We start from the raw sequence: 20,695 nt of genomic DNA, 5'->3' as shown, positions 1-20,695 counted from the left end.
TTCGCTCACAGAACACGAAACGAATCTCTTCAAAAAACTCATTCCTTTAAAATTTGATAACAACCAGAAAACCTTCCACGTCATCGAAAGGCAAATTGTTTTGAAAATCCTCATTGATTACTTCTCTTTTCATCTAGATGGTTTCAGAAAACCAAAATCTTTAGAAGTTTTGGCAACTGTTTTTTCTTGAAAAAATTTGCCACGAAGACGCTAAGCCACAAAGATTTAATACAAGTTTCATTACACTTTGAAATTTTGATTTTATTTTTTTGAAACTTTGCGTTTTTACCCCTTTTTGGCAAACAAAAACTCATCACTCATAACTCATAATTCATAACTATTTATTACTTTCGCACCACGATTTAAGAAAAGGATAAAATGAGCATAAAATTTACTGAATACAAAGGACTTAACTTGCCAACAGTTGCATCGGAAGTGCTTGATTTTTGGAAAAAAGAAAACATATTTGAGAAGAGCGTAACCACTCGTGAAGGCAACCCACCATTTGTATTTTTTGAAGGCCCACCTTCGGCAAACGGACTACCGGGAATTCACCACGTTATGGCACGTGCGATTAAAGATATATTTTGCCGTTATAAGACTCAAAAGGGATTCCAAGTGAAACGTAAAGCGGGCTGGGATACTCACGGATTGCCGGTAGAGTTAGGCACCGAAGCAGCATTGGGCATTACTAAAGAAGACATTGGAAAAACAATTTCCGTAGAAGAATACAACGAAGCCTGTAAAAAAACCGTGATGCGTTACACCGATGTGTGGAACGATTTGACCGAAAAAATGGGGTATTGGGTGGATATGGAAGATCCATACATTACCTACAAATCCAAATATATGGAAACCGTTTGGTGGATTTTGAAACAAATCTACAACAAGGATTTGATGTACAAAGGCTACACTATTCAACCGTATTCGCCAAAAGCCGGAACCGGATTATCTTCTCACGAAGTGAACCAACCGGGAAGTTACCGTGATGTTACAGATACAACTGTTGTGGCACAATTTAAGGCTCTACCTGAAACTCTACCGAGTTCTCTTCAAGGTTTTGGAGACATTTATATTTTGGCTTGGACAACTACACCTTGGACTTTGCCTAGTAACACGGCTTTAACCGTTGGCCCAAAAATCGATTATGTTTTAGTTAGAACTTTCAATCAATACACTTTTTTGCCTACAAATGTAGTTTTAGCCAAAAACTTGGTTGGAAAACAATTCGGAGGAAAATATTTTGAGATTCCAAATTCAGTTGATTTTCCTAGTGAGGATTGTGAACTTGACGAGACCGAAAGAATCGAGTTAATAATTGGAAAAAAATTAATTACTATTGATAATATTGAATTTCAAAATTTCTGGACATTATTAGTTAACTATAAATCTTTAGATATAGGGGAATTAACATTAAAATTTAAACAAACAGGATACGATTTTAACGAAGAAACCATAAGATTATTAAAAGCAAGTAATATTCAATTAGTTAATAAAAGAAGACCTTACCAAATCCTTGCCGAATGCAAAGGAGCTGATTTAGTTGGAATTCGTTACGAACAATTATTACCATTTACTTTGCCGTACCAAAATCCAGAAAATGCTTTCCGAGTAATTTCAGGAGATTTTGTGACTACCGAAGACGGAACAGGAATTGTACACACAGCGCCAACTTTTGGTGCAGATGATGCAAAAGTAGCCAAAGAAGCTATTCCTGAAGTACCACCAATGCTAGTTTTAGATGAAAACGGAAATCCAGTTCCATTGGTAAATTTGCAAGGAAAATTCATTGATGGTTTAGGAAGTTATTCCGGAAAATACGTTAAAAATGAATATTATACCGAAGGCGAAGCGCCAGAACGCTCGATGGATGTAGAACTCGCCATCCAGTTAAAAGAAGAAAATAAAGCATTCAAAGTAGAGAAATACGTGCACAGTTACCCACATTGTTGGAGAACCGACACGCCAATTTTATATTATCCATTAGATTCTTGGTTTATAGAAATTACCAAAGTTCGTGACAGAATGTTCGAATTGAACGAAACTATCAACTGGAAACCAAAATCAACTGGTGAAGGACGTTTTGGGAATTGGCTTAAAAATGCCAACGACTGGAATTTATCGCGTTCTCGTTTTTGGGGAATTCCGTTGCCAATTTGGAGAAACGAAGAAGGAACAGAAGAAATTTTAGTTGGTTCTGTAGAAGAATTATACAACGAAATTGAAAAATCAATCGCGGCAGGTTTCCAGGCAGCAAATCCTTTCAAAGGTTTCGAAATTGGAAATATGGACGAAGCAAACTATGATTTGGTTGACCTACACAAAAATGTGGTCGATGAAATAACCTTGGTTTCTGCTTCTGGAAAACCAATGAAACGCGAAGCCGATTTAATTGATGTTTGGTTTGATTCGGGTTCAATGCCTTATGCGCAATGGCATTATCCTTTTGAAAATAAAGACAAAATTGACGAAAATAAAGATTTTCCTGCTGATTTCATTGCCGAAGGAGTAGATCAAACTCGCGGTTGGTTTTATACTTTGCACGCAATCGCCACTTTGGTTTTCGACAAAGTAGCCTATAAAAATGTAGTTTCAAACGGTTTGGTTTTAGACAAAAACGGACAAAAAATGTCTAAACGTCTAGGAAATGCAGCCGATCCATTCGAAACATTAAATGAATACGGTCCCGATGCCACGCGCTGGTATATGATTTCAAATGCGAATCCTTGGGACAACTTGAAATTTGATTTAGAAGGAATTGCTGAGGTCCGACGAAAATTCTTTGGAACATTATACAACACTTATTCTTTCTTTGCGTTGTATGCTAACATCGATAAATTTACTTACGCCGAAGCTGAAATTCCATTAAACGAAAGACCGGAAATCGATCAATGGATTATTTCAGAGTTGAATACTTTGGTAAAAGTGGTTGATGAGGCTTATGCGGATTATGAACCTACGAAAGCAGCTCGCGCGATTTCGGAATTTGTGAGTGAAAACTTGAGTAACTGGTACGTTCGTTTGTGTCGTCGTCGTTTTTGGAAAGGCGAATATGCACAGGACAAAATCGCGGCTTATCAAACTTTATATACCTGTTTATTGACCATAAGCAAACTGGGTGCGCCAATCGCTCCGTTCTTTATGGACAAGCTTTACAGAGATTTAACTTTGGCTACGAAATCGGAAAAATTTGACAGTGTTCACTTGGCAGAATTTCCAAAATATGTTGGAAACTTTGTTGATAAATTGTTGGAGAGCAAAATGCAGAAAGCGCAGACCATTTCGTCACTAGTTTTATCACTGCGAAAAAAGGAAATGATAAAGGTACGCCAACCGTTGCAAAAGATAATGATTCCAGTACTTGACGAAGGTTTTAGAGCTGAAATTGAGGCAGTTTCTGACCTCATAAAAGCGGAAGTTAACGTCAAAGAAATCGTGCTTTTAGACGATGCTTCGGGGATTTTGGTGAAGCAAATTAAACCTAATTTTAAAGCACTTGGACCACGGTTCGGAAAAGATATGGGATTGATTGCCAACGAGATACAAAATTTTTCGGCGCAACAAATCAGTCTATTAGACAAGGAAGGAAGCCTAAGTATTGTTATATCCGGAAAAAGTATAATTTTATCATTAGAAGAAGTAGAGATTTCTTCTCAAGATATCGAGGGCTGGCTGGTTGCCAACTCAAACGGAATAACAGTTGCGCTGGATATTACCATTTCTGAGGAATTAAAGGACGAAGGAATTGCCAGAGAATTGGTAAATAGAATTCAGAACATAAGAAAAGATTCAGGATTTGAAGTTACTGATAAAATTAAAGTACATTTGCAAAAAAATTCCGAATTGGAAAAAGCCGTAAAGGCAAATGAAGCATATATTAAATCAGAAACATTAACAGAAACATTACTATTTGAAGATGCCATAAGCAATGGTGCGGAAATAGAATTTGACGAGATAAAAACCAAAATAACAATTACAAAATAGAACCAAAATGATAGATGAAATTGCAAGATACTCAGACGCTGATTTAGCAGAGTTCAAAGAGCTTATTATTAAAAAAATTAACAAAGCACAAGCAGATCTAGATTTGATAAAAAGTGCCTATATGAACGATTTAAATAACGGAACTGACGATACTTCGCCTACTTTCAAAGCATTTGAAGAAGGAAGCGAAACAATGTCTAAGGAAGCTAATTCACAGTTGGCAATCCGTCAGGAGAAGTTTATTCGTGACTTGAAAAACGCACTCTTCCGTGTAGAAAATAAAACTTATGGAACGTGTAAAGTAACAGGAAAATTGATCAGCAAAGAAAGATTATTGATTGTTCCTCATGCTACAATGAGTATCGAAGCAAAAAACTTGCAACGATAATTCACTTGTCATAAAGCAATTAACGCTCCGTTTGGAGCGTTTTTTTTAGAAAATAACACTACTTTTGCGGCATTAAAATTTACAAAATGACATTACGAAAAGCTTATCTGATAGTTTTCCTCATCTTAATTGTTGACCAGATTACCAAATTATACATTAAAACCAATTTCATTTACGGCGAAAGCGGACAAATTGATGTTACCGGATGGTTCAAAATCCTATTGATAGAAAACGAAGGAATGGCTTGGGGAACCGTGATTCCGGGCATTTATGGAAAATTGTTTCTTACTGTTTTTAGACTCGTTGCCGTTACGGGAATTGCATATTGGCTTTGGGATTCTGTCGAAAGAAAACACAGTTCAAACTACCTAATTGTGGCAATTTCCCTTATTCTTGCAGGCGCTTTTGGTAATATTATTGACTCAGTTTTTTATGGTGTAATTTTCGATGATAGCTACGGTCATTTGGCTACTTTATTCACAGACAAACCTTATGGGACTTGGTTTCACGGCAAAGTGGTTGATATGTTGTATTTTCCATTATTTGAAGGAAACTGGCCAGAATGGTTCCCAGTTTGGGGTGGTCACCACTTTAAATTCTTCAATGCGATTTTCAACATTGCCGATATGGCGATTTCTACAGGCGTTGGGATTTTGATTGTTTTCAACAGAAAAGCATTTCATCACCACCATTAGGAGTACTTTAGAGCAAAAATAATTTTCATATTTCACAAAATAAAAAAGACCTATTTCTTATAACGAAATAGGTCTACTTTTTTTATTTATTTTGGCCTGGGGCATATTTTTTGGCACTTTTGTCTCCATTGATTTTTTTAGCTTGTCCTGGAGGAAGACTTTTTGATTTGTGTGTTCCCATTTGAACATGGCAATTTGATACTGAAAAGGCGAATAGAATAACCAGAATTGTCATTCCAAATCTAATGAGCTTAAATTTTTTCATAATTTTATAAAATTTTGAGAATGCTAAAATACATTTTAAAATTCATAAATCTCATTTGGAGTCACGCAATAATCCAGCTTCACGTCATTTTCAAAAACATCTTCAATTTTTTCTTCGGGTTTAAAGAAGGAAAGTCCAATTTTTATGGTTTCGGGTTTGCATTCCGTCAAGAATTTGTCGTAAAATCCTTTGCCGTATCCTGCTCGATGTCCCGTTTTGTCAAAAGCCAAAAGCGGTACAAATACTACATCAATTTTATTGGTTGGAACTTCTAATCCATCAACGGGTTCCGGAATGTTGTACTGGTTTTTCTTGATTTTGGTATTGTCTGTCAATAGAAAATGAACTAAATGACAACTTTCGAAATCACATTTTGAAATCACGATTTCCTTGTCTTTTCCGGAAAGTAAATGGAGAATAAACTCTGTATTGACTTCTTTATGTTCAATGATTGGAAGGAAAATATGGAAATATGTTTTCTCCCAAATAGGAAGTGTCAAAATTTTATTGGCAATATCCAAACTCATTTCCTCCAAATCACTTTCGGGAAGTTGGTTTCGTAAGGCTTTGTATTTTGCCCGTAATTCCTTTTTAAGCATGAATTGTTGCTTTCAATTCGTTTATAAAAGAGGTCAAATGTTGCACTTCTACGTGATCCATAAGTACAATTTTATACCACTTGTTGTTTTCATTATGTTGTTCGGGAACCAAATCAAATTTTACTGCAATTTCCTCAGGAATATATTCAGAATGAATAGTCACGATATTCATAAAAGGTTCTCTGAAATATTTGATGTTCAATTTGTCAAGTTCGTGGCACAAAAACTGGGTTCGCATTTGCAAAACGCTCACTTTTTCGAACCAGCCAAAAGGTCCATACGTAAACAAAATCATCCAAACAGCCACTGCATTTGCGCCGGAACGACTTCCGCAAAGGGTTAAATCCATTCCTTCGACATATTCGGCTTCTTTGGTCAAAACATTTTCAACCAGACCTTTTCGGCAAACAAAAACTCCCGTTCCATAAGGTGATTGCAACATTTTATGCGCGTCAATTGTGATAGAACTTATCTTTGGATTACTAAAATTAATGGATGATTTCTGGTTGCTAAAAGGATAAACAAAACCGCCATAAGCTCCGTCAATATGGAGTTTGTACTCGGCATTGTGTTTTTCTAAAAGCGTAGTATAATCTTCGGGATTGTCAATTGAGCCAAACATTGTCGTTCCCATATTGGCAACCACAATAAAATATTTTTTTCCGTTTTGTTTGGCGCTGATGATTTCATTTTCCAATTCCTTTTTGTCTATTTCTCTTTTTTCGAAAGAAACGGGAATTTTTAACCAATCCAGCATTAAAACATTCGCCCCTTTAGGGATAGAATAATGGGTATCTTCGGAAGCCAATATGGCGATTTCTTCTAATTTAGCCCCTTTTTGATACATAAAAAAATTGCGATACATCCACATAGCTTGAATGTTTGCTTCGGTTCCTCCAGGAGAAATATAGCCGTCAATCGAATCGGGTTCCGCTTTAAAAATATCAACTGCAATGACGTTTAAAACTTCGCGTTCCATTTCCTGGGTTCCCTTAAAAGCTTTCTCGGAAGTTCCTAAAGTATGGCAGCCAATGTGATTAGGGTTTGCTACGTATGTTTTCAAGGTTGGAGCATCTTGCAAAAAAGGGGCGTCATCATAAAATACTTTTCCATCCAGTTTTGAAGCAGGATAACCAAGTGACGCATCTTTGGAGAAATTCACATTTTCGTCCAAGGCTCTTTCAATTCTATTTTTTCGTTCTTCTTGTGAAAGTTTTTTCCAGTGAATCATTGCTAAAATATTTTTCACAAAGATAATTTTATAAATCTTTATAAATATGATAATCATCAGTTTTATACTATTTCAGAATTTGGAACTTGAAGTTTTTCAGTTAACTTTGTTAAATGAACAACCCAACTCTCGAACTTCAAATTCAAACCTTGCCTGACGGTCCAGGCGTGTATCAATATTATGATAAGGAAGGGAAAATTCTATACGTAGGCAAAGCCAAAAACTTAAAAAAGAGGGTCGCTTCTTACTTTAATAAGATTCACGACACGGCCAAAACCAATGTGCTTGTCAAGAAGATTGTAACTATAAAACACATCGTTGTTCCTACCGAAACTGATGCGCTTTTATTGGAAAATAACCTTATAAAAACGCTTATGCCAAGGTATAATGTTTTGTTGCGTGACGACAAAAGTTATCCTTGGATTTGTATTAAAAAAGAACCTTTTCCCAGAATATTTTCCACTAGAAGATTAATCAAGGATGGCTCAGAATATTATGGTCCTTATACGAGTTTTAAGACGGTGAGCACTATTTTAGAATTGATAAAAGAATTGTATCAATTGCGGACTTGCAATTATGATTTGAGTAAATCAAATATTGAAAACGGTAAATTCAAGGTGTGTCTGGAATATCATATTGGCAATTGCAAAGGACCTTGCGAGGGACTTGAATCATTGGAAAATTATCAAAAAAAAGTGGATGCAATCAGGGAAATTTTGAAAGGAAATTTTAAGGAATCTATGAAAGATTTCAAAAAGCTGATGACTGATTTAGCTCGGGAGATGCACTTTGAAGAAGCCCAAAAAATAAAGGAGAAAATCGAAATTCTCGAAAATTACCAATCGCGTTCCACTATTGTAAATCCAAAAATCACCAATATCGACGTGTTTTCGATAGTTTCTGACGAAAGTGCTGCCTTTGTAAACTTTCTGCAAATTTCTCACGGTTCCATCATTCGATCCTATACGATGGAAATCAAAAAGAAACTGGACGAAACTGACGAAGAATTATTGGAGTTGGCGATAATTGAACTAAGAGAGCGTTTTCAATTACTTTCAAAAGAAATAATAGTTCCGTTTACAGTTGAAGTTGGCGAAAACATCAAAGTTATTGTTCCACAATTGGGAGATAAAAAACAGATTTTGGATTTGTCCATTCGCAACGCCAAGTTTTATCGAATCGAACAATTAAAACAGCTACAAATTGTAGATCCGGATCGTCACGCCAACCGAATTATGGCACAAATGCAAAAGGATTTGCGATTGCCGGTTGAACCGCGACACATCGAATGTTTCGATAATTCAAATATACAAGGAACCAATCCTGTTGCGGCTTGCGTAGTTTTCAAAGATGGAAAACCCAGCAAAAAAGACTATCGTCATTTCAATATAAAAACAGTTGTAGGGCCGGATGACTTTGCTTCGATGACTGAAGTGGTTTATAGAAGATACAAACGGTTATTATATGAAAACCAACCATTGCCGCAACTCATAATTATTGATGGCGGAAAAGGGCAATTGTCAGCGGCTTTGAAAAGTATTGATGAATTAGGGTTGCGAGGAAAAATCACGATAATTGGAATAGCAAAACGATTGGAAGAGCTCTTTTATCCAGGAGATTCGATTCCGTTGTATTTAGACAAGAAGTCCGAAACATTAAAAGTAATTCAGCAATTGCGGAACGAAGCACACCGTTTTGGGATTACTTTTCATCGGGACAAACGGAGTAAATCATCGCTCAATTCTTCAATAGAAAGCATTCCGGGAATTGGCGAAAAGACAATGCTCGCGTTGATTCAACATTTCAAAAGTGTTAAAAGATTGAAATTAGCCACCGAAAAAGAAATTTCTGACGTTATAGGTATATCAAAAGCAAAAAAAATTACCGACTTTTACAAAACCAACAGCGAGTCAAAATGAAAAGATTAATAGTCTTCTTTTTTCTGTTTTTCACATTTCTGCAGTCTTTTTCGCAAGACACTATCAAAAGACCCAAAATTGGATTGGTTCTTAGTGGTGGAGGCGCAAAAGGATTTGCTCACGTTGGAGTTTTGAAAGTTTTAGAAGCAGCTGGCATTAAAATAGATTTTATTGGTGGAACAAGTATGGGCGCAGTTGTTGGCGGACTTTATGCCTCTGGATATAATGCAGCTCAAATTGATTCGATTGTTTCAGTGACCAATTTTGACAACTTATTAATTGATTATGTTCCGCGTTCTTCTAAAAGTTTTTATGAAAAAAGGAATGATGAGTTATATGCTTTGGTACTTCCGTTTAATAGATTCAAAATTGAAATTCCACAATCACTTTCGAAAGGGATGTTTAACTACAATTTATTTAATAGGCTTACTTTGCACGTAAGGCATTTAAGAGATTTTAACCAACTACCAATTCCTTTTTTATGTATCGCTACAGACATTGAATTAGGAGAGCAAGTTGTATTAGACAAAGGAGTTTTGGCGCAAGCTTTATTTGCCAGTTCAGCTTTACCTTCTGTGTTTTCGCCCGTAGTACTAGATGGAAAACTTTTGGTTGATGGTGGTGTTACCAATAATTATCCAATAGAAGAAATTCGGAAACTTGGAGCCGATATCATCATTGGTGTTGATGTCCAAAGCGGGCTGCGAGACAGAGCGCAACTTAAAGATGCCACAAAGATTTTATTTCAAATTACGAATCTTCAGATGATTGAAAAAATGAAGATGAATTCACAAAAAACAGATATTTATATAAAACCAGATATTAAAGATTTTGGGGTTGTATCCTTTGAAAAAGCGAAAGAAATTATTCTTAGGGGAGAAGACGCTGCATTCTCTATTTACGAAGAAATTGATAAATTAGCGGATAAGTCAAATCTGTATCAAAAACCGAAATTAAAAATTGAATCTGACAGTTTAAACATTGTAAACATTGTGTGCGATAATTTGGACAATTATTCAAAAGCCTATATTGAAGGAAAATTAAAGTTCAAATCAAGAACTAAAATCAGGTATAGAGATTTAGAAAAAGGAATAAATAATATTGATGCAACTCATAATTTTGGAACAGTAACGTATTCATTGGAGCCAAATGGATTGGGAGATGACTTGGTTCTTAACTTGATAGAAAACCCTATAAAAACGTATTTAAAATTCGGACTGCATTATGACGGACTTTACAAAAGTGCGGTTTTGGCAAATATTACGAATAAAAAAATGCTTTTTAAAAATGATGTTGCTTCATTCGATTTAATTATTGGCGATAATGTGCGATATAATTTAGACTATTATATTGATAATGGATATAATTTGAGTGTTGGTTTTAATTCTCAGTTAAATAAATTTAATAAAAATGTAACCAGCCAAATAAGTAGTCTATCTATTAATCCATTAGCAGGTGTAAATTACATAAACATAGATTTTGTTGACCTCACAAATCAGTTATATTTTCAATCCATATTTGCTCAAAAATTTCTGATAGGAGCTGGTTTGGAACATAAATACTTGGAGATAAAATCAGAAACTCTTGCCACAACTAATCCAGTGCTTGATAGAAGTAATTATGGAAGTGTTTATGCTTATATGAAATATGATTCTTTTGACAATCAATACTTCCCTAAAAAAGGGTGGTATTTTGCCGCTGACTTGCATAATTATTTATTGTCTTCAGATTATACCGGAAAATTTAATCCTTTTTCGATAGCTAAAGCTGATATTGGGATTGCAGTCAAAATTTTAAAAAAAACCACATTCAAGTTTCAAACGGAAGCGGGTTTCTCCGTTGGAGACGAAAGCGTTCCTTTTTTTAATTTTGTTTTGGGCGGTTATGGTTTTGTTCCAATAAATAATTTCAGATCTTTTTATGGATATGATTTCTTGAGTATTGCAGGTAATAGTTATTTAAAATCGTCCGCAACGATTGACTATGAGATTTTTAAGAAAAACCATTTAAATTTTTCGGCTAATTATGCAAATATTGGAAACAATTATTTTGATTCTCTTGACTGGATTTCCCTGCCAAAATATTCGGGATATGCGCTGGGCTATGGGATGGAAACAATAGTTGGCCCTTTGGAAATTAAATATACATGGTCTCCAGAAACGAGTAAAGGATATACTTGGTTCAGTATTGGATTTTGGTTTTAATTTAAAATTTGAAACTCGTTTAACGTAAAACGAAGAAATTAAAATTACGAAGAAAGTTGAAAAAGTAGGTTTTTTTTATACAATGTGAAAAAATAACCAACAAACAGTATTTGCCTTAGCATGCAATGTGTTAAACTTTATTTTTTTCTAAAACATTTTTGATTTATAAAATATCTTTGCACTCGCAAAAAGGGATGGGGTGGTTTCCTTCCTGATTTCATATAAATTTTCATAATTTATATTTTTTGGTTAGTTAATAGCATTAATTCTCAGTCATTATTTGACTGAGTTTTTTTGTTTTAATACATTTGGAACAAAATTTGCTTTTGCAGTCAATAAATAGTCCAATATGACAATGAAAAAAATATTTTTATTATTACTATTTATTACTGCTTTAGGCTTTAAATCCCCAAGAGAGGATGCTTTTACGGCTGGCGAATGGTTTAAATTTCGAATACATTATCAGTTTGTAAATGCGGGTTATGCCACTATGGAAGTTAGAGACGCCACCTTAAACAAAAAAAATGTTTTTCATGTAATTGGCAGAGGGTACACTACTGGAGTGTCTAAACTTTTTTTTAATGTAAGTGACTTATATGAAAGCTACATTGACAAGGAAACAGGAAATCCATATCAGTTTGTCAGAAAAATTAATGAAGGAGGCTACACAAAAAACCAAGAAGGATTTTTTAATCATTCAGAGAACAATATTCTCGTAAAAGATTATAAACACGCTACAGAAAAAACTGTTGCTACAACCAAAAATGCTCAGGACATTTTGTCATCTTTTTATTATTTGCGAAATTATCAAAATATTGACAAAATGAAACCAGGAGAATTCATGGCTATTGATATGTTTTTGGATGATGCAATCACTAAATTTAGGTTAAAGTTTATAGGTCGTGAGGATATTACAACTAAATTTGGGGTTATTTCAACAATGATTTTTCGACCATTTGTTCAAACTGGACGCATTTTCAAAGAAGAAGAAAGTTTAACCGTTTGGATATCGGATGATGACAATAAAATACCTGTTCGAATAAAAGCGAATCTTCTTGTGGGTTCAATTAAAGCAGATTTAGAGGCCTTCAAAGGATTAAAATACCCTTTTAAAGTAAAAATAAAATAAGAGCAATTGATATTCGGTTTATGTTTTAACCGAAATAGAGTTTGAATAGCAACTATAATTCATGTGAAATTGTGACTTTGTAAAAGAAAAATAATTGAATAATATATCCAATTTGAAAAAAGTATTTCTATTTATTATGGTTTTATTTTCAGTGTTTTCTTGTAAAAATTCTGATTCTGTAAGCATAATTCCAGATCAAAAACCACTTCCAGAAATTAATAATTTTGGGTTTAATCTCAATGATTTTAATGTTTTTCACGATACCATTCAAAGAGGAGACACATTTGGCAGTATAATAGAAAATCAAAATCTTGGAGATAAACAGGTTTATGACATTATCGAAAAAGTAAAAGATAGTTTTGATGTAAGAACTATTAGAGTTGGAAAACCTTTTACTTTTTTAAGGTCAAAAGACCGTTATAAAAAATTACAGGTGTTAGTTTATCAGCCTGATAGAGGGAGTTATTATGTTATAGATTTGAGAGATTCAGTTAAAGTCTACAAAACAATCAGACCCATCAGAATTAAACAAAGAACTATCACCGGAAAATTAGACGGTTCCTTGTCAGAGGCTTTAGACAAGCAAGGAGTTGATGTGGCTTTGGCTAGTAAATTAACAAAAGTATATGCTTGGTCAATTGACTTTTTCAAGTTGAAAAAAGGAGACAAATTTGGTATAACTTTTACCGAAAGATATATTGATGACACCATTTATGATGGAGTTGACAGTTTAAAGGCAGCCTTTTTTGAATACAAAGGAAAGTTAATTTATGCTTTTCCTTTTGCCCAAAATCCAAATTCCGGGAAATTGGATTATTATGATGAACAAGGAAAAGCACTTAAGAATTTTTTCCTCAAAGCGCCGCTTAAATTTGTAAATATTACATCGCACTTTACTAAAAATAGATTTCATCCTGTGCAACTTATTTGGAAAGCACACAAAGGAACAGATTATGCTGCGCCAACCGGAACACCAATTATGACAACTGCATCCGGAATTGTTGAGCAAACTGGTTATACGGCAGGAAACGGAAATTTTGTTAAAGTAAAACACGATAAAACGTACTCAACGCAATATCTACATATGTCAAGGATTTTGGTTCGTAGAGGACAAAGAGTTGCTCAGGGAAGTATTATTGGAAAGGTTGGAAGCACAGGTTTGGCAACTGGACCACACGTATGCTACCGATTTTGGAAAAACGGGGTTCAAGTTGATGCCTTAAGATTAAAACTACCCAATTCTCAACCTATGGACAAGAAAAATTTACCTCGTTTTAAAGCTAAAATAGAACCTTTGAAGTGGGAATTAGATAGCATTGCTAATTTATAATTTGAAAAACTGTTTTCAATGAAATAGAACAGCATTGTTTATTTTACAAACTAAATAGTGTAAATTTGCACCTTCAAAAATAAAATTTACAATGGCATTACAAAATACAAACCCCACTACCACATTAGCTTGGCAAAAACTTCAGAAACATTTTAATGAAATGCAAAATGCTTCTATGTCAGCAATGTTCAATGAAGACAATACAAGAACATCACAATTTCATTTACAATGGAACGATTTTTTAGTTGATTATTCTAAGAATATCATCAACAAGGATACAATGGATTTGTTACTTGAATTAGCAAACGAAACACAATTAAAAGATGCAATTGCTAAATATTTTGATGGCGATATCATCAATCAAACCGAAAACAGGGCAGTTTTACATACTGCTTTGCGAGCAACTGCAACTTCAAATATAAAAGTTGACGGAGAAAACGTAATTCCAGAGATTTTTGAAGTTAAGAGCAAAATAAAAAACTTTACGAGTGAAGTCTTAAGCGGAGATAGAAAAGGATATACAGGAAAACCATTTACGGATATCGTTAATATTGGCATCGGTGGTTCAGACCTTGGTCCTGTGATGGTTGTCGAAGCTTTACAATATTATAAAAATCATTTGAACGTTCATTTTGTGTCAAATGTTGATGGTGATCATGTAAACGAAGTCATTAAAAAGATTAATCCTGAAACTACTCTTTTTGTTATTGTTTCTAAAACGTTTACTACTCAAGAAACATTAACTAATTCTGAAACGATTAGAGAATGGTTTTTGAAATCAGCAAAACAAGAAGATGTTGCCAAACATTTTGTGGCGGTTTCAACCAATATGCAAAAAGTAACCGAATTTGGAATTAATCCTGAGAATGTTTTTCCTATGTGGGACTGGGTTGGAGGTCGTTTTTCTCTTTGGAGCGCCGTTGGTCTTTCCATAAGTTTAGCTGTTGGGTTTGATAATTTTGATGAATTATTAACGGGTGCCAATGAAATGGACACTCATTTCAAAACTGCAGATTTCAATGAAAATATTCCTGTAGTTTTGGCTTTGTTAAGCATTTGGTATAACAACTTTTTTGGCTCAGAAAGTGAAGCTTTGATTCCATATACGCAATATTTACAAAAACTAGCTCCTTATTTACAACAAGGAACTATGGAAAGTAATGGAAAAAGTATTGGACGTGACGGAAAACCGGTAGATTACCAAACAGGGACTATTATTTGGGGCGAACCTGGGACCAATGCACAACATGCTTTCTTTCAATTGATTCATCAAGGAACCAAGTTGATTCCGACGGATTTTATTGGATTTGTAAAACCATTGTATGGAAATGAAGACCATCACAATAAATTGATGTCAAACTTTTTTGCACAAACGGAAGCATTAATGAATGGTAAAACAAAGGAAAAAGTCCAGGCAGAATTTGACAAGCAAGGACTTTCTGAAGAAAAAGCAAAATTTCTTTTACCTTTTAAAGTATTCAGTGGAAACAAACCAACAAATACAATTCTTATTCAAAAATTAACACCTAAAACTTTGGGTTCTTTGGTTGCATTATATGAACACAAGATTTTTGTACAAGGTATTATTTGGAACATTTTTAGTTATGACCAATGGGGTGTTGAATTAGGCAAGCAATTAGCCAACTCAATTCTTGATGAAATACATTCAAAAAATGTAAATAAACACGATAGTTCTACCGAATTTTTATTGAAACATTTTTTAGACAATAAATAACAACTTTATTTTTTTGTTTATAAAAGTAAATGTGAATAAAACCTTAATTTTATAAAAAGTTAAGGTTTTTTTGTATTAGGTGTAATAACAACTGTTTTTCTCCTTATTTAGACTGGTTTTGCTTACTTTTTTATCAACAATTAGCATAGCGCTAGTAATAGTTATTCAATTGAATATCAATTTTTTACAGAAAAATTTTTAACATATTTATAGCGTAAAGTTATATTTGTTAATAACAGATGTTCAAAAGTTGCTTTTATTAACATTTCCTTAACATTTATATGGATAAAATGTTAGAATTTTGCCAAAAATTACTAAATAAAAAACAAAAACAAAAATGAAAAAAATTTCAATCCTTTTTATTTTTTTTCTATCCATCGTCGGATATGCTCAGGTTACAAATTCTAGTATAAGTGGAACTGTAAAGAGTAGTAACGGAGAAAGGCTTCCAGGAGCTACTGTTGAAGCGATACACAAGCCAACGGGTTCAAAGTATTATGCCACAACAGATGGTCAAGGAGGTTATGCAATTCCTTCTATTAGACCAGGAGGTCCTTACACAGTTAAGACCACGTACGTTGGGTATAAAATCTCTGAAATTACTGACATTAATGCTCCTTTGGGTAATAATATAACCGTAAACGTTGAGATGGTAAATGATATTAATGCACTTGAGGAGGTTGTAGTTACAAAATCAAGTACAAGTGGTGTGTTTTCAAAAGGTAAAACAGGGGCTTCTACACAGTTTTCCGAAAGACAAATCGCCGCTATTCCAATATTAGGATCAAGATCTATCAATTCAGTTACTAAATATAGTCCAAATGCTGGTGCTAATGGTTCTTTTGGAGGTCAGGATTCAAGAGCAAATAATTTTACAATTGATGGATCGGTTTTTAATAACGGATTTGGTCTTGGAAATGATTCACAAGCAGGTGGTAGAACAGGCTCTACAGCTATCTCTCTTGACGCTATTGAGCAATTACAAGTAAATATTGCGCCTTACGATGTTCGTCAATCAGGTTTTACAGGTTCTGGTATAAATGCTGTTACTAGAAGTGGGACAAATGAGATAGAAGGATCTGTATATAATTCTTTTCGTAATAATGGGAAAAATTTTGTAGGGACTAAAGCCGGGAATGTAACAATTATACCTGGTAAATTTGATGAAAACATTTGGGGAGCTAGATTAGGAGCGCCAATTATTAAAAATAAACTGTTCTTTTTCGGAAACTTTGAGACTATACAAAAAACATCTCCAGCCACAACCTGGACTTCTACTGGATCACCTAACGGAAGTGCTCAAGTTTCTTTACCAACCTATACTCAGATGGCAGATTTATCTAAGCTTATGGCAGATAAATTTGGATACCAAACAGGACCGTGGGAAAATTATGATGCTGTAAGCGAATCAACAAAATTCTTGGCTAGATTAGACTGGAATGTTAATGACAATCACAAAGTATCTTTGCGTTATGTACAACACAATTCATCATCAGACGAACTAACTTCTAATTCTCAATCAGCTGGTTTAGGAAACAGAAGAACATCACCACTTGCAATGTCTTTTAAGAATAGTGGATATGTGATTGAGGACAATACAAAATCTATCGTTCTTGAGGTAAATAGCAAGTTTTCTGAAAAATGGAGCAATACTTTTATCGGAGGATATGATTTGCAAGAAGAAAACAGAGGTTTACAAGGTGGTGGAATTTTTCCAACAATCGATATTAGAAATAATGGTGCAAACGCTGCCACATTAATCTCGGTAGGATTAGATCCATTTACACCAGGAAATTTATTGGATTATTCTACATTACATTTTACAGATAATGTAACAGGACGTTTTGGTAAACACACTTTTGTGTTTGGAGCAAATTATGAAAGATTCATTTCTAATAACTCTTTTTTCCCTGCCTCTAATGGAGTATATGTTTTTGATTCATTGGCCGCTTTCACGGCTGCAGCTACTGCATCAGCAGCAAATGGAAACAAACCAGACTTGACAACTGCTAATCTTCCGTCTCGTTTTCAATACAGATACTCGGCTTTGCCAGGAGGAGTAGATCCATTGCAAGTTTTGAAATACAACAAATTTGATTTATATGCGCAAGATGAAATCAAAGTAAGTGATCAATTTAGAATTACAGCAGGGATTCGTGCAACACTGGTAACTTTTGAAGATACAGCTCTTGAAAACCCATTAGTTAATTCTTTAACTTTTGCTAATGGCGAGAAATTTAACACTGGTTTAATGCCAAAGAGTCAAGTTGTGTTTGAACCTAGAGTTGGTTTTAATTTAGATGTAACAGGAGAGGCTACAACTCAAGTTCGTGGAGGTAGTGGAGTGTTTACAGGACGACCACCAGCAGTATTTTTATCAAATGCGATTGGAAACAATGGGGTTTTGACAGGATTTATTGATGTAAGTGGAGCGGCTGTTGCTACTGGAGGTTACGGATTTACTCCTAATCCACAGGATTATTTTACTCCAGCTGTTGCTACATTGCCTGCAACTGTTGATCTTGCCCTTACTGACCGAGAATTCAAATTTCCTCAATCTTGGAAAACAAATATAGCTGTTGATCAAAAATTACCTTTTGGTTTTGTAGGTACTATCGAAGGACTTTTTAGCAAAAATATCAATGCTATTTATTATTATAACGCAAACTTAGAAAAGCCTACTGGAACTTTTACAGGAACTGATAACAGACCAATGTTTGCTCGTAATGATAATGGAGTTCGTATCAATGACAATGTATCTAATGCTATTGTTCTTTCTAATACAAACGAAGGTTATTTTTATTCTACGACTTTTAAATTAGAATACCCATATAAAAATGGACTTTGGGGTTCAGTTGCATACACGCATTCTGCAGCTACTGAGTTAATGTCAGCAGGATCAATAGCTTCTGGATCTTGGACAGGTGCAAATTCTGTAAACGGAAATAATGATTTGTTAGTATCTGCCGCAAGTAATGATACACCACACAGAATAGTTGGTATTCTTGGATACAAAATTAATTATGGTGATAAATTTGGTGGTTCAACTTCAATCAACTTAGGATATATTGGAGAACAAGCTGGGGTATTTTCTTATACCTATAATGGTGATATGAATGGTGACAGGGTTTCATTTAATGACTTGATGTACATTCCTAAATCAGCTAATGAAGTTCGTTTTCAACCTTTAACAGTTGTAAGTAATGGAGTAACTACTATTTACACAGAAGCACAACAACGTATAGCTTTTGATAGTTACATCAACCAAGACTCTTATTTATCAGGAAGAAGAGGTCAGTATGCTGAAAGAAACGCACTAACTCTTCCTATGTTGCACAGACTTGATCTTTCTGTAACACAAGATCTTTTTGTGAAAATTGCTGGGAAAAATAACAATTTCCAAATTAGAGCAGACATCTTGAATTTTACCAATTTGTTAAATAAAGATTGGGGAGTTTCTCAAAGAGCTACTAACAGAAACGTTTTGAATTACAGAACAACTACCGCCAACGTACCTTTCTATCAATTGGCAACTCAAACAGATGCATCAGGAAACAGATTTCTTATAAAAGACACTTTCCAGAAAAATGGTTCTATATTTGATGTTTGGCAAGCACAAATTTCTTTAAGATATATTTTCGGAAAGTAATTTTTTGATAAATATTTTTCTATAAAACCTCACTTGATTCTGTCAAGATGAGGTTTTTTTTATGTTTTTAATATATATTTGTAAAAACAAAAATTTATTTTATGTACGAAATCATTCAAAAATTGCATTCTGGCTTTGCTTATTTAGCCTTTTTATTATTAGTAGTTGCCGTTGTCAATTCATTCGTTGGTCTATTTTTCAAAAAAGATTTTACTGAAAAAGACCGGAAAATTGCACTATTTGGTTTAGCAGCAATACACACTCAATTATTGATTGGTTTAGTTGTTTATTTTGTTTCTCCATTAGGCTTTGCTTCTTTAGGTCAAATGAAAGATGCAGCGCTAAGACTAACTTCGTTAGAGCATCCATTAATGAATTTAATTGGGATTACATTGATTACCATTGGTTGGATGAAACATAAAAAATTGACAACGAGCGAATCAAAATTCAAAACTTTTTCTATTTATTATGGTTTAGGTTTAGTAATAATTTTGAGTAAAATTCCTTGGGGATTGTGGTTTTAAAAAACAAAGAAAAGTCCTGAAAAGGACTTTTTTTACCTAGGTATGGTTTTTGCTAAATGGAGTTTAACTAAAAGTTTAAAATGAAAAAATTAATAACACTTTTTCTTTCAATAGCAATTGTTGGTCTTGTAATGAGTCAAAACTTGATTACAGACAAACAAAAATCTGCTGCATCTAAAGACACTATCAAAAAAAGTAAAATGCTTGTTTTGTCACCAGAAATCGCAGCGGATAGTTTATTTATTGTAAATGGAAACTTCAAATTCTATAAGAAAAAAGCCCATGCCTCTTATTATGCCAATAAATTTAACGGTAAAAAAACTTCAAGCGGAAGAAGATTTGATAATAACAAATACACTGCGGCACACAAAAAACTACCCTTTGGAACTATAGTAAAGGTAACTAATGAAGCCAACGGAAAAGCTGTAACTGTAGAAATCACTGACAGAGGACCCTTTGTAAAGTCGAGAGAGATTGACCTCTCAAAAAGAGCTTTTATGGATATTGCAAGCAATAAATCTTCTGGAGCAGTAATAGTGACTATTGAGGTGCTACAAAAATAATTATTCCCATTTCGAAAAAGGATTATTGCTCAAATAAGAATTATAATATCTAGTATCATTGGTCACTTCTTTACCAAGCCAAAAAGGTTTTTCGAAAGTTTCGTTTTCAGAACCTAGTTCGATTTCGGCAACAATCAGACCTTCATTTTCGCCATAAAACTCATCAACTTCAAAGAGGTGTGTGCCCACTTTTACTTCAAATCGGATTTTATCGATAACGCCTTTTTCACAAAGGAGCAATAATTTTTGTGCTTCATTAACCGGAATTTCCTTTTCCCATTCAAAACGCGTAATACCCGACTCGTTTGAAGCTCCTTTTATGGTCAGAAATCCTTTATCTCCTTTTATCCGAACTCTAACAGTGCGTTCCGGAATGGAGCTCAAATAACCTTGTGTAATTCGGTTTTTTGCAAACGCTTCTTTTTTGAAAGCATCTGAAGTCGTGAGGAATTTTCTTTCTATTTCTATCATTTCTTATGA

15 protein-coding genes and 1 pseudogene are annotated in these 20,695 nt (G+C 34.2%); 12 read left to right on the top strand and 4 right to left on the bottom strand.

Annotation, left to right across the window (positions count from 1 at the left end; translation table 11 throughout):
* From ACH2BV_RS12395 to ACH2BV_RS12380, 4 genes and pseudogenes are all read left to right on the top strand, one after another.
* A pseudogene (locus ACH2BV_RS12395) lies at positions 1-190 on the top strand (DNA repair protein RecO); the annotation flags it as partial.
* A gap of 188 nt (positions 191-378) precedes the next feature.
* Complete coding sequence (gene ileS / locus ACH2BV_RS12390; protein ID WP_395051043.1) at positions 379-3,984, top strand: isoleucine--tRNA ligase; 3,606 nt, start codon at positions 379-381, stop codon at positions 3,982-3,984.
* Between the two features lie 7 nt (positions 3,985-3,991).
* The gene (locus ACH2BV_RS12385) at positions 3,992-4,372 is read left to right on the top strand and encodes a TraR/DksA C4-type zinc finger protein (RefSeq protein ID WP_315147767.1); all 381 of its coding nucleotides are present in this window, start codon (positions 3,992-3,994) and stop codon (positions 4,370-4,372) included.
* An 86-nt stretch (positions 4,373-4,458) separates the two neighbouring features.
* Positions 4,459-5,067: a lipoprotein signal peptidase gene (locus tag ACH2BV_RS12380; protein ID WP_395051042.1), complete on the top strand. Its 609-nt coding sequence runs from the start codon at positions 4,459-4,461 to the stop codon at positions 5,065-5,067.
* A gap of 82 nt (positions 5,068-5,149) precedes the next feature.
* Here ACH2BV_RS12380 and ACH2BV_RS12375 read toward each other — a convergent pair whose 3' ends face one another.
* From ACH2BV_RS12375 to ACH2BV_RS12365, 3 genes are read right to left on the bottom strand one after another with little or no spacing between them, the layout of a single operon-like run.
* Positions 5,150-5,332 carry a hypothetical protein gene (locus ACH2BV_RS12375; protein ID WP_395051041.1) on the bottom strand — a complete coding sequence of 61 codons (183 nt, stop codon included), beginning with the start codon at positions 5,330-5,332 and terminating at the stop codon, positions 5,150-5,152.
* 35 nt (positions 5,333-5,367) lie between these two features.
* The gene (locus tag ACH2BV_RS12370; RefSeq protein ID WP_395051040.1) at positions 5,368-5,931 is read right to left on the bottom strand and encodes a 5-formyltetrahydrofolate cyclo-ligase; all 564 of its coding nucleotides are present in this window, start codon (positions 5,929-5,931) and stop codon (positions 5,368-5,370) included.
* Positions 5,924-7,180, bottom strand: coding sequence for an aminotransferase class I/II-fold pyridoxal phosphate-dependent enzyme (locus ACH2BV_RS12365; RefSeq protein ID WP_395051039.1), 1,257 nt, complete (start codon positions 7,178-7,180; stop codon positions 5,924-5,926). The genes ACH2BV_RS12370 and ACH2BV_RS12365 overlap by 8 nt, the downstream gene beginning before the upstream one ends.
* 95 nt (positions 7,181-7,275) lie before the next feature.
* Between ACH2BV_RS12365 and uvrC the strand changes: the two genes are divergently transcribed.
* From uvrC to ACH2BV_RS12325, 8 genes are all read left to right on the top strand, one after another.
* The gene (gene uvrC / locus ACH2BV_RS12360) at positions 7,276-9,081 is read left to right on the top strand and encodes an excinuclease ABC subunit UvrC (protein ID WP_395051038.1); all 1,806 of its coding nucleotides are present in this window, start codon (positions 7,276-7,278) and stop codon (positions 9,079-9,081) included.
* Positions 9,078-11,285 (top strand): patatin-like phospholipase family protein, encoded by a 2,208-nt coding sequence (locus ACH2BV_RS12355; RefSeq protein ID WP_395051037.1) that lies wholly within the window; start codon positions 9,078-9,080, stop codon positions 11,283-11,285. The genes uvrC and ACH2BV_RS12355 overlap by 4 nt, the downstream gene beginning before the upstream one ends.
* Before the next feature lie 355 nt (positions 11,286-11,640).
* On the top strand, positions 11,641-12,414 hold the full coding sequence (locus ACH2BV_RS12350) for a DUF3108 domain-containing protein (RefSeq protein WP_395051036.1): 774 nt from the start codon (positions 11,641-11,643) through the stop codon (positions 12,412-12,414).
* A 112-nt stretch (positions 12,415-12,526) separates the two neighbouring features.
* Entirely contained in the window at positions 12,527-13,744 is a 1,218-nt protein-coding gene (locus tag ACH2BV_RS12345; protein WP_395051044.1) for a peptidoglycan DD-metalloendopeptidase family protein, read from the top strand.
* A gap of 91 nt (positions 13,745-13,835) precedes the next feature.
* The gene (gene pgi / locus ACH2BV_RS12340) at positions 13,836-15,479 is read left to right on the top strand and encodes a glucose-6-phosphate isomerase (RefSeq protein WP_395051035.1); all 1,644 of its coding nucleotides are present in this window, start codon (positions 13,836-13,838) and stop codon (positions 15,477-15,479) included.
* A gap of 337 nt (positions 15,480-15,816) precedes the next feature.
* Positions 15,817-19,128 carry a carboxypeptidase regulatory-like domain-containing protein gene (locus ACH2BV_RS12335; RefSeq protein ID WP_395051034.1) on the top strand — a complete coding sequence of 1,104 codons (3,312 nt, stop codon included), beginning with the start codon at positions 15,817-15,819 and terminating at the stop codon, positions 19,126-19,128.
* A 101-nt stretch (positions 19,129-19,229) separates the two neighbouring features.
* Positions 19,230-19,652: a hypothetical protein gene (locus ACH2BV_RS12330; RefSeq protein ID WP_395051033.1), complete on the top strand. Its 423-nt coding sequence runs from the start codon at positions 19,230-19,232 to the stop codon at positions 19,650-19,652.
* A gap of 80 nt (positions 19,653-19,732) precedes the next feature.
* On the top strand, positions 19,733-20,215 hold the full coding sequence (locus ACH2BV_RS12325; RefSeq protein ID WP_395051032.1) for a septal ring lytic transglycosylase RlpA family protein: 483 nt from the start codon (positions 19,733-19,735) through the stop codon (positions 20,213-20,215).
* Here ACH2BV_RS12325 and ACH2BV_RS12320 read toward each other — a convergent pair whose 3' ends face one another.
* Entirely contained in the window at positions 20,216-20,686 is a 471-nt protein-coding gene (locus ACH2BV_RS12320; RefSeq protein ID WP_395051031.1) for a CYTH domain-containing protein, read from the bottom strand.
* Between the last annotated feature and the right edge of the window lie 9 nt (positions 20,687-20,695).

This window comes from Flavobacterium sp. (assembly GCF_043780635.1).
In the GTDB taxonomy this organism is placed as follows: domain Bacteria; phylum Bacteroidota; class Bacteroidia; order Flavobacteriales; family Flavobacteriaceae; genus Flavobacterium.
The sequence above is the reverse complement of the archived record's forward strand: the minus strand, read 5'-3'. Positions and strand labels throughout refer to the sequence as shown.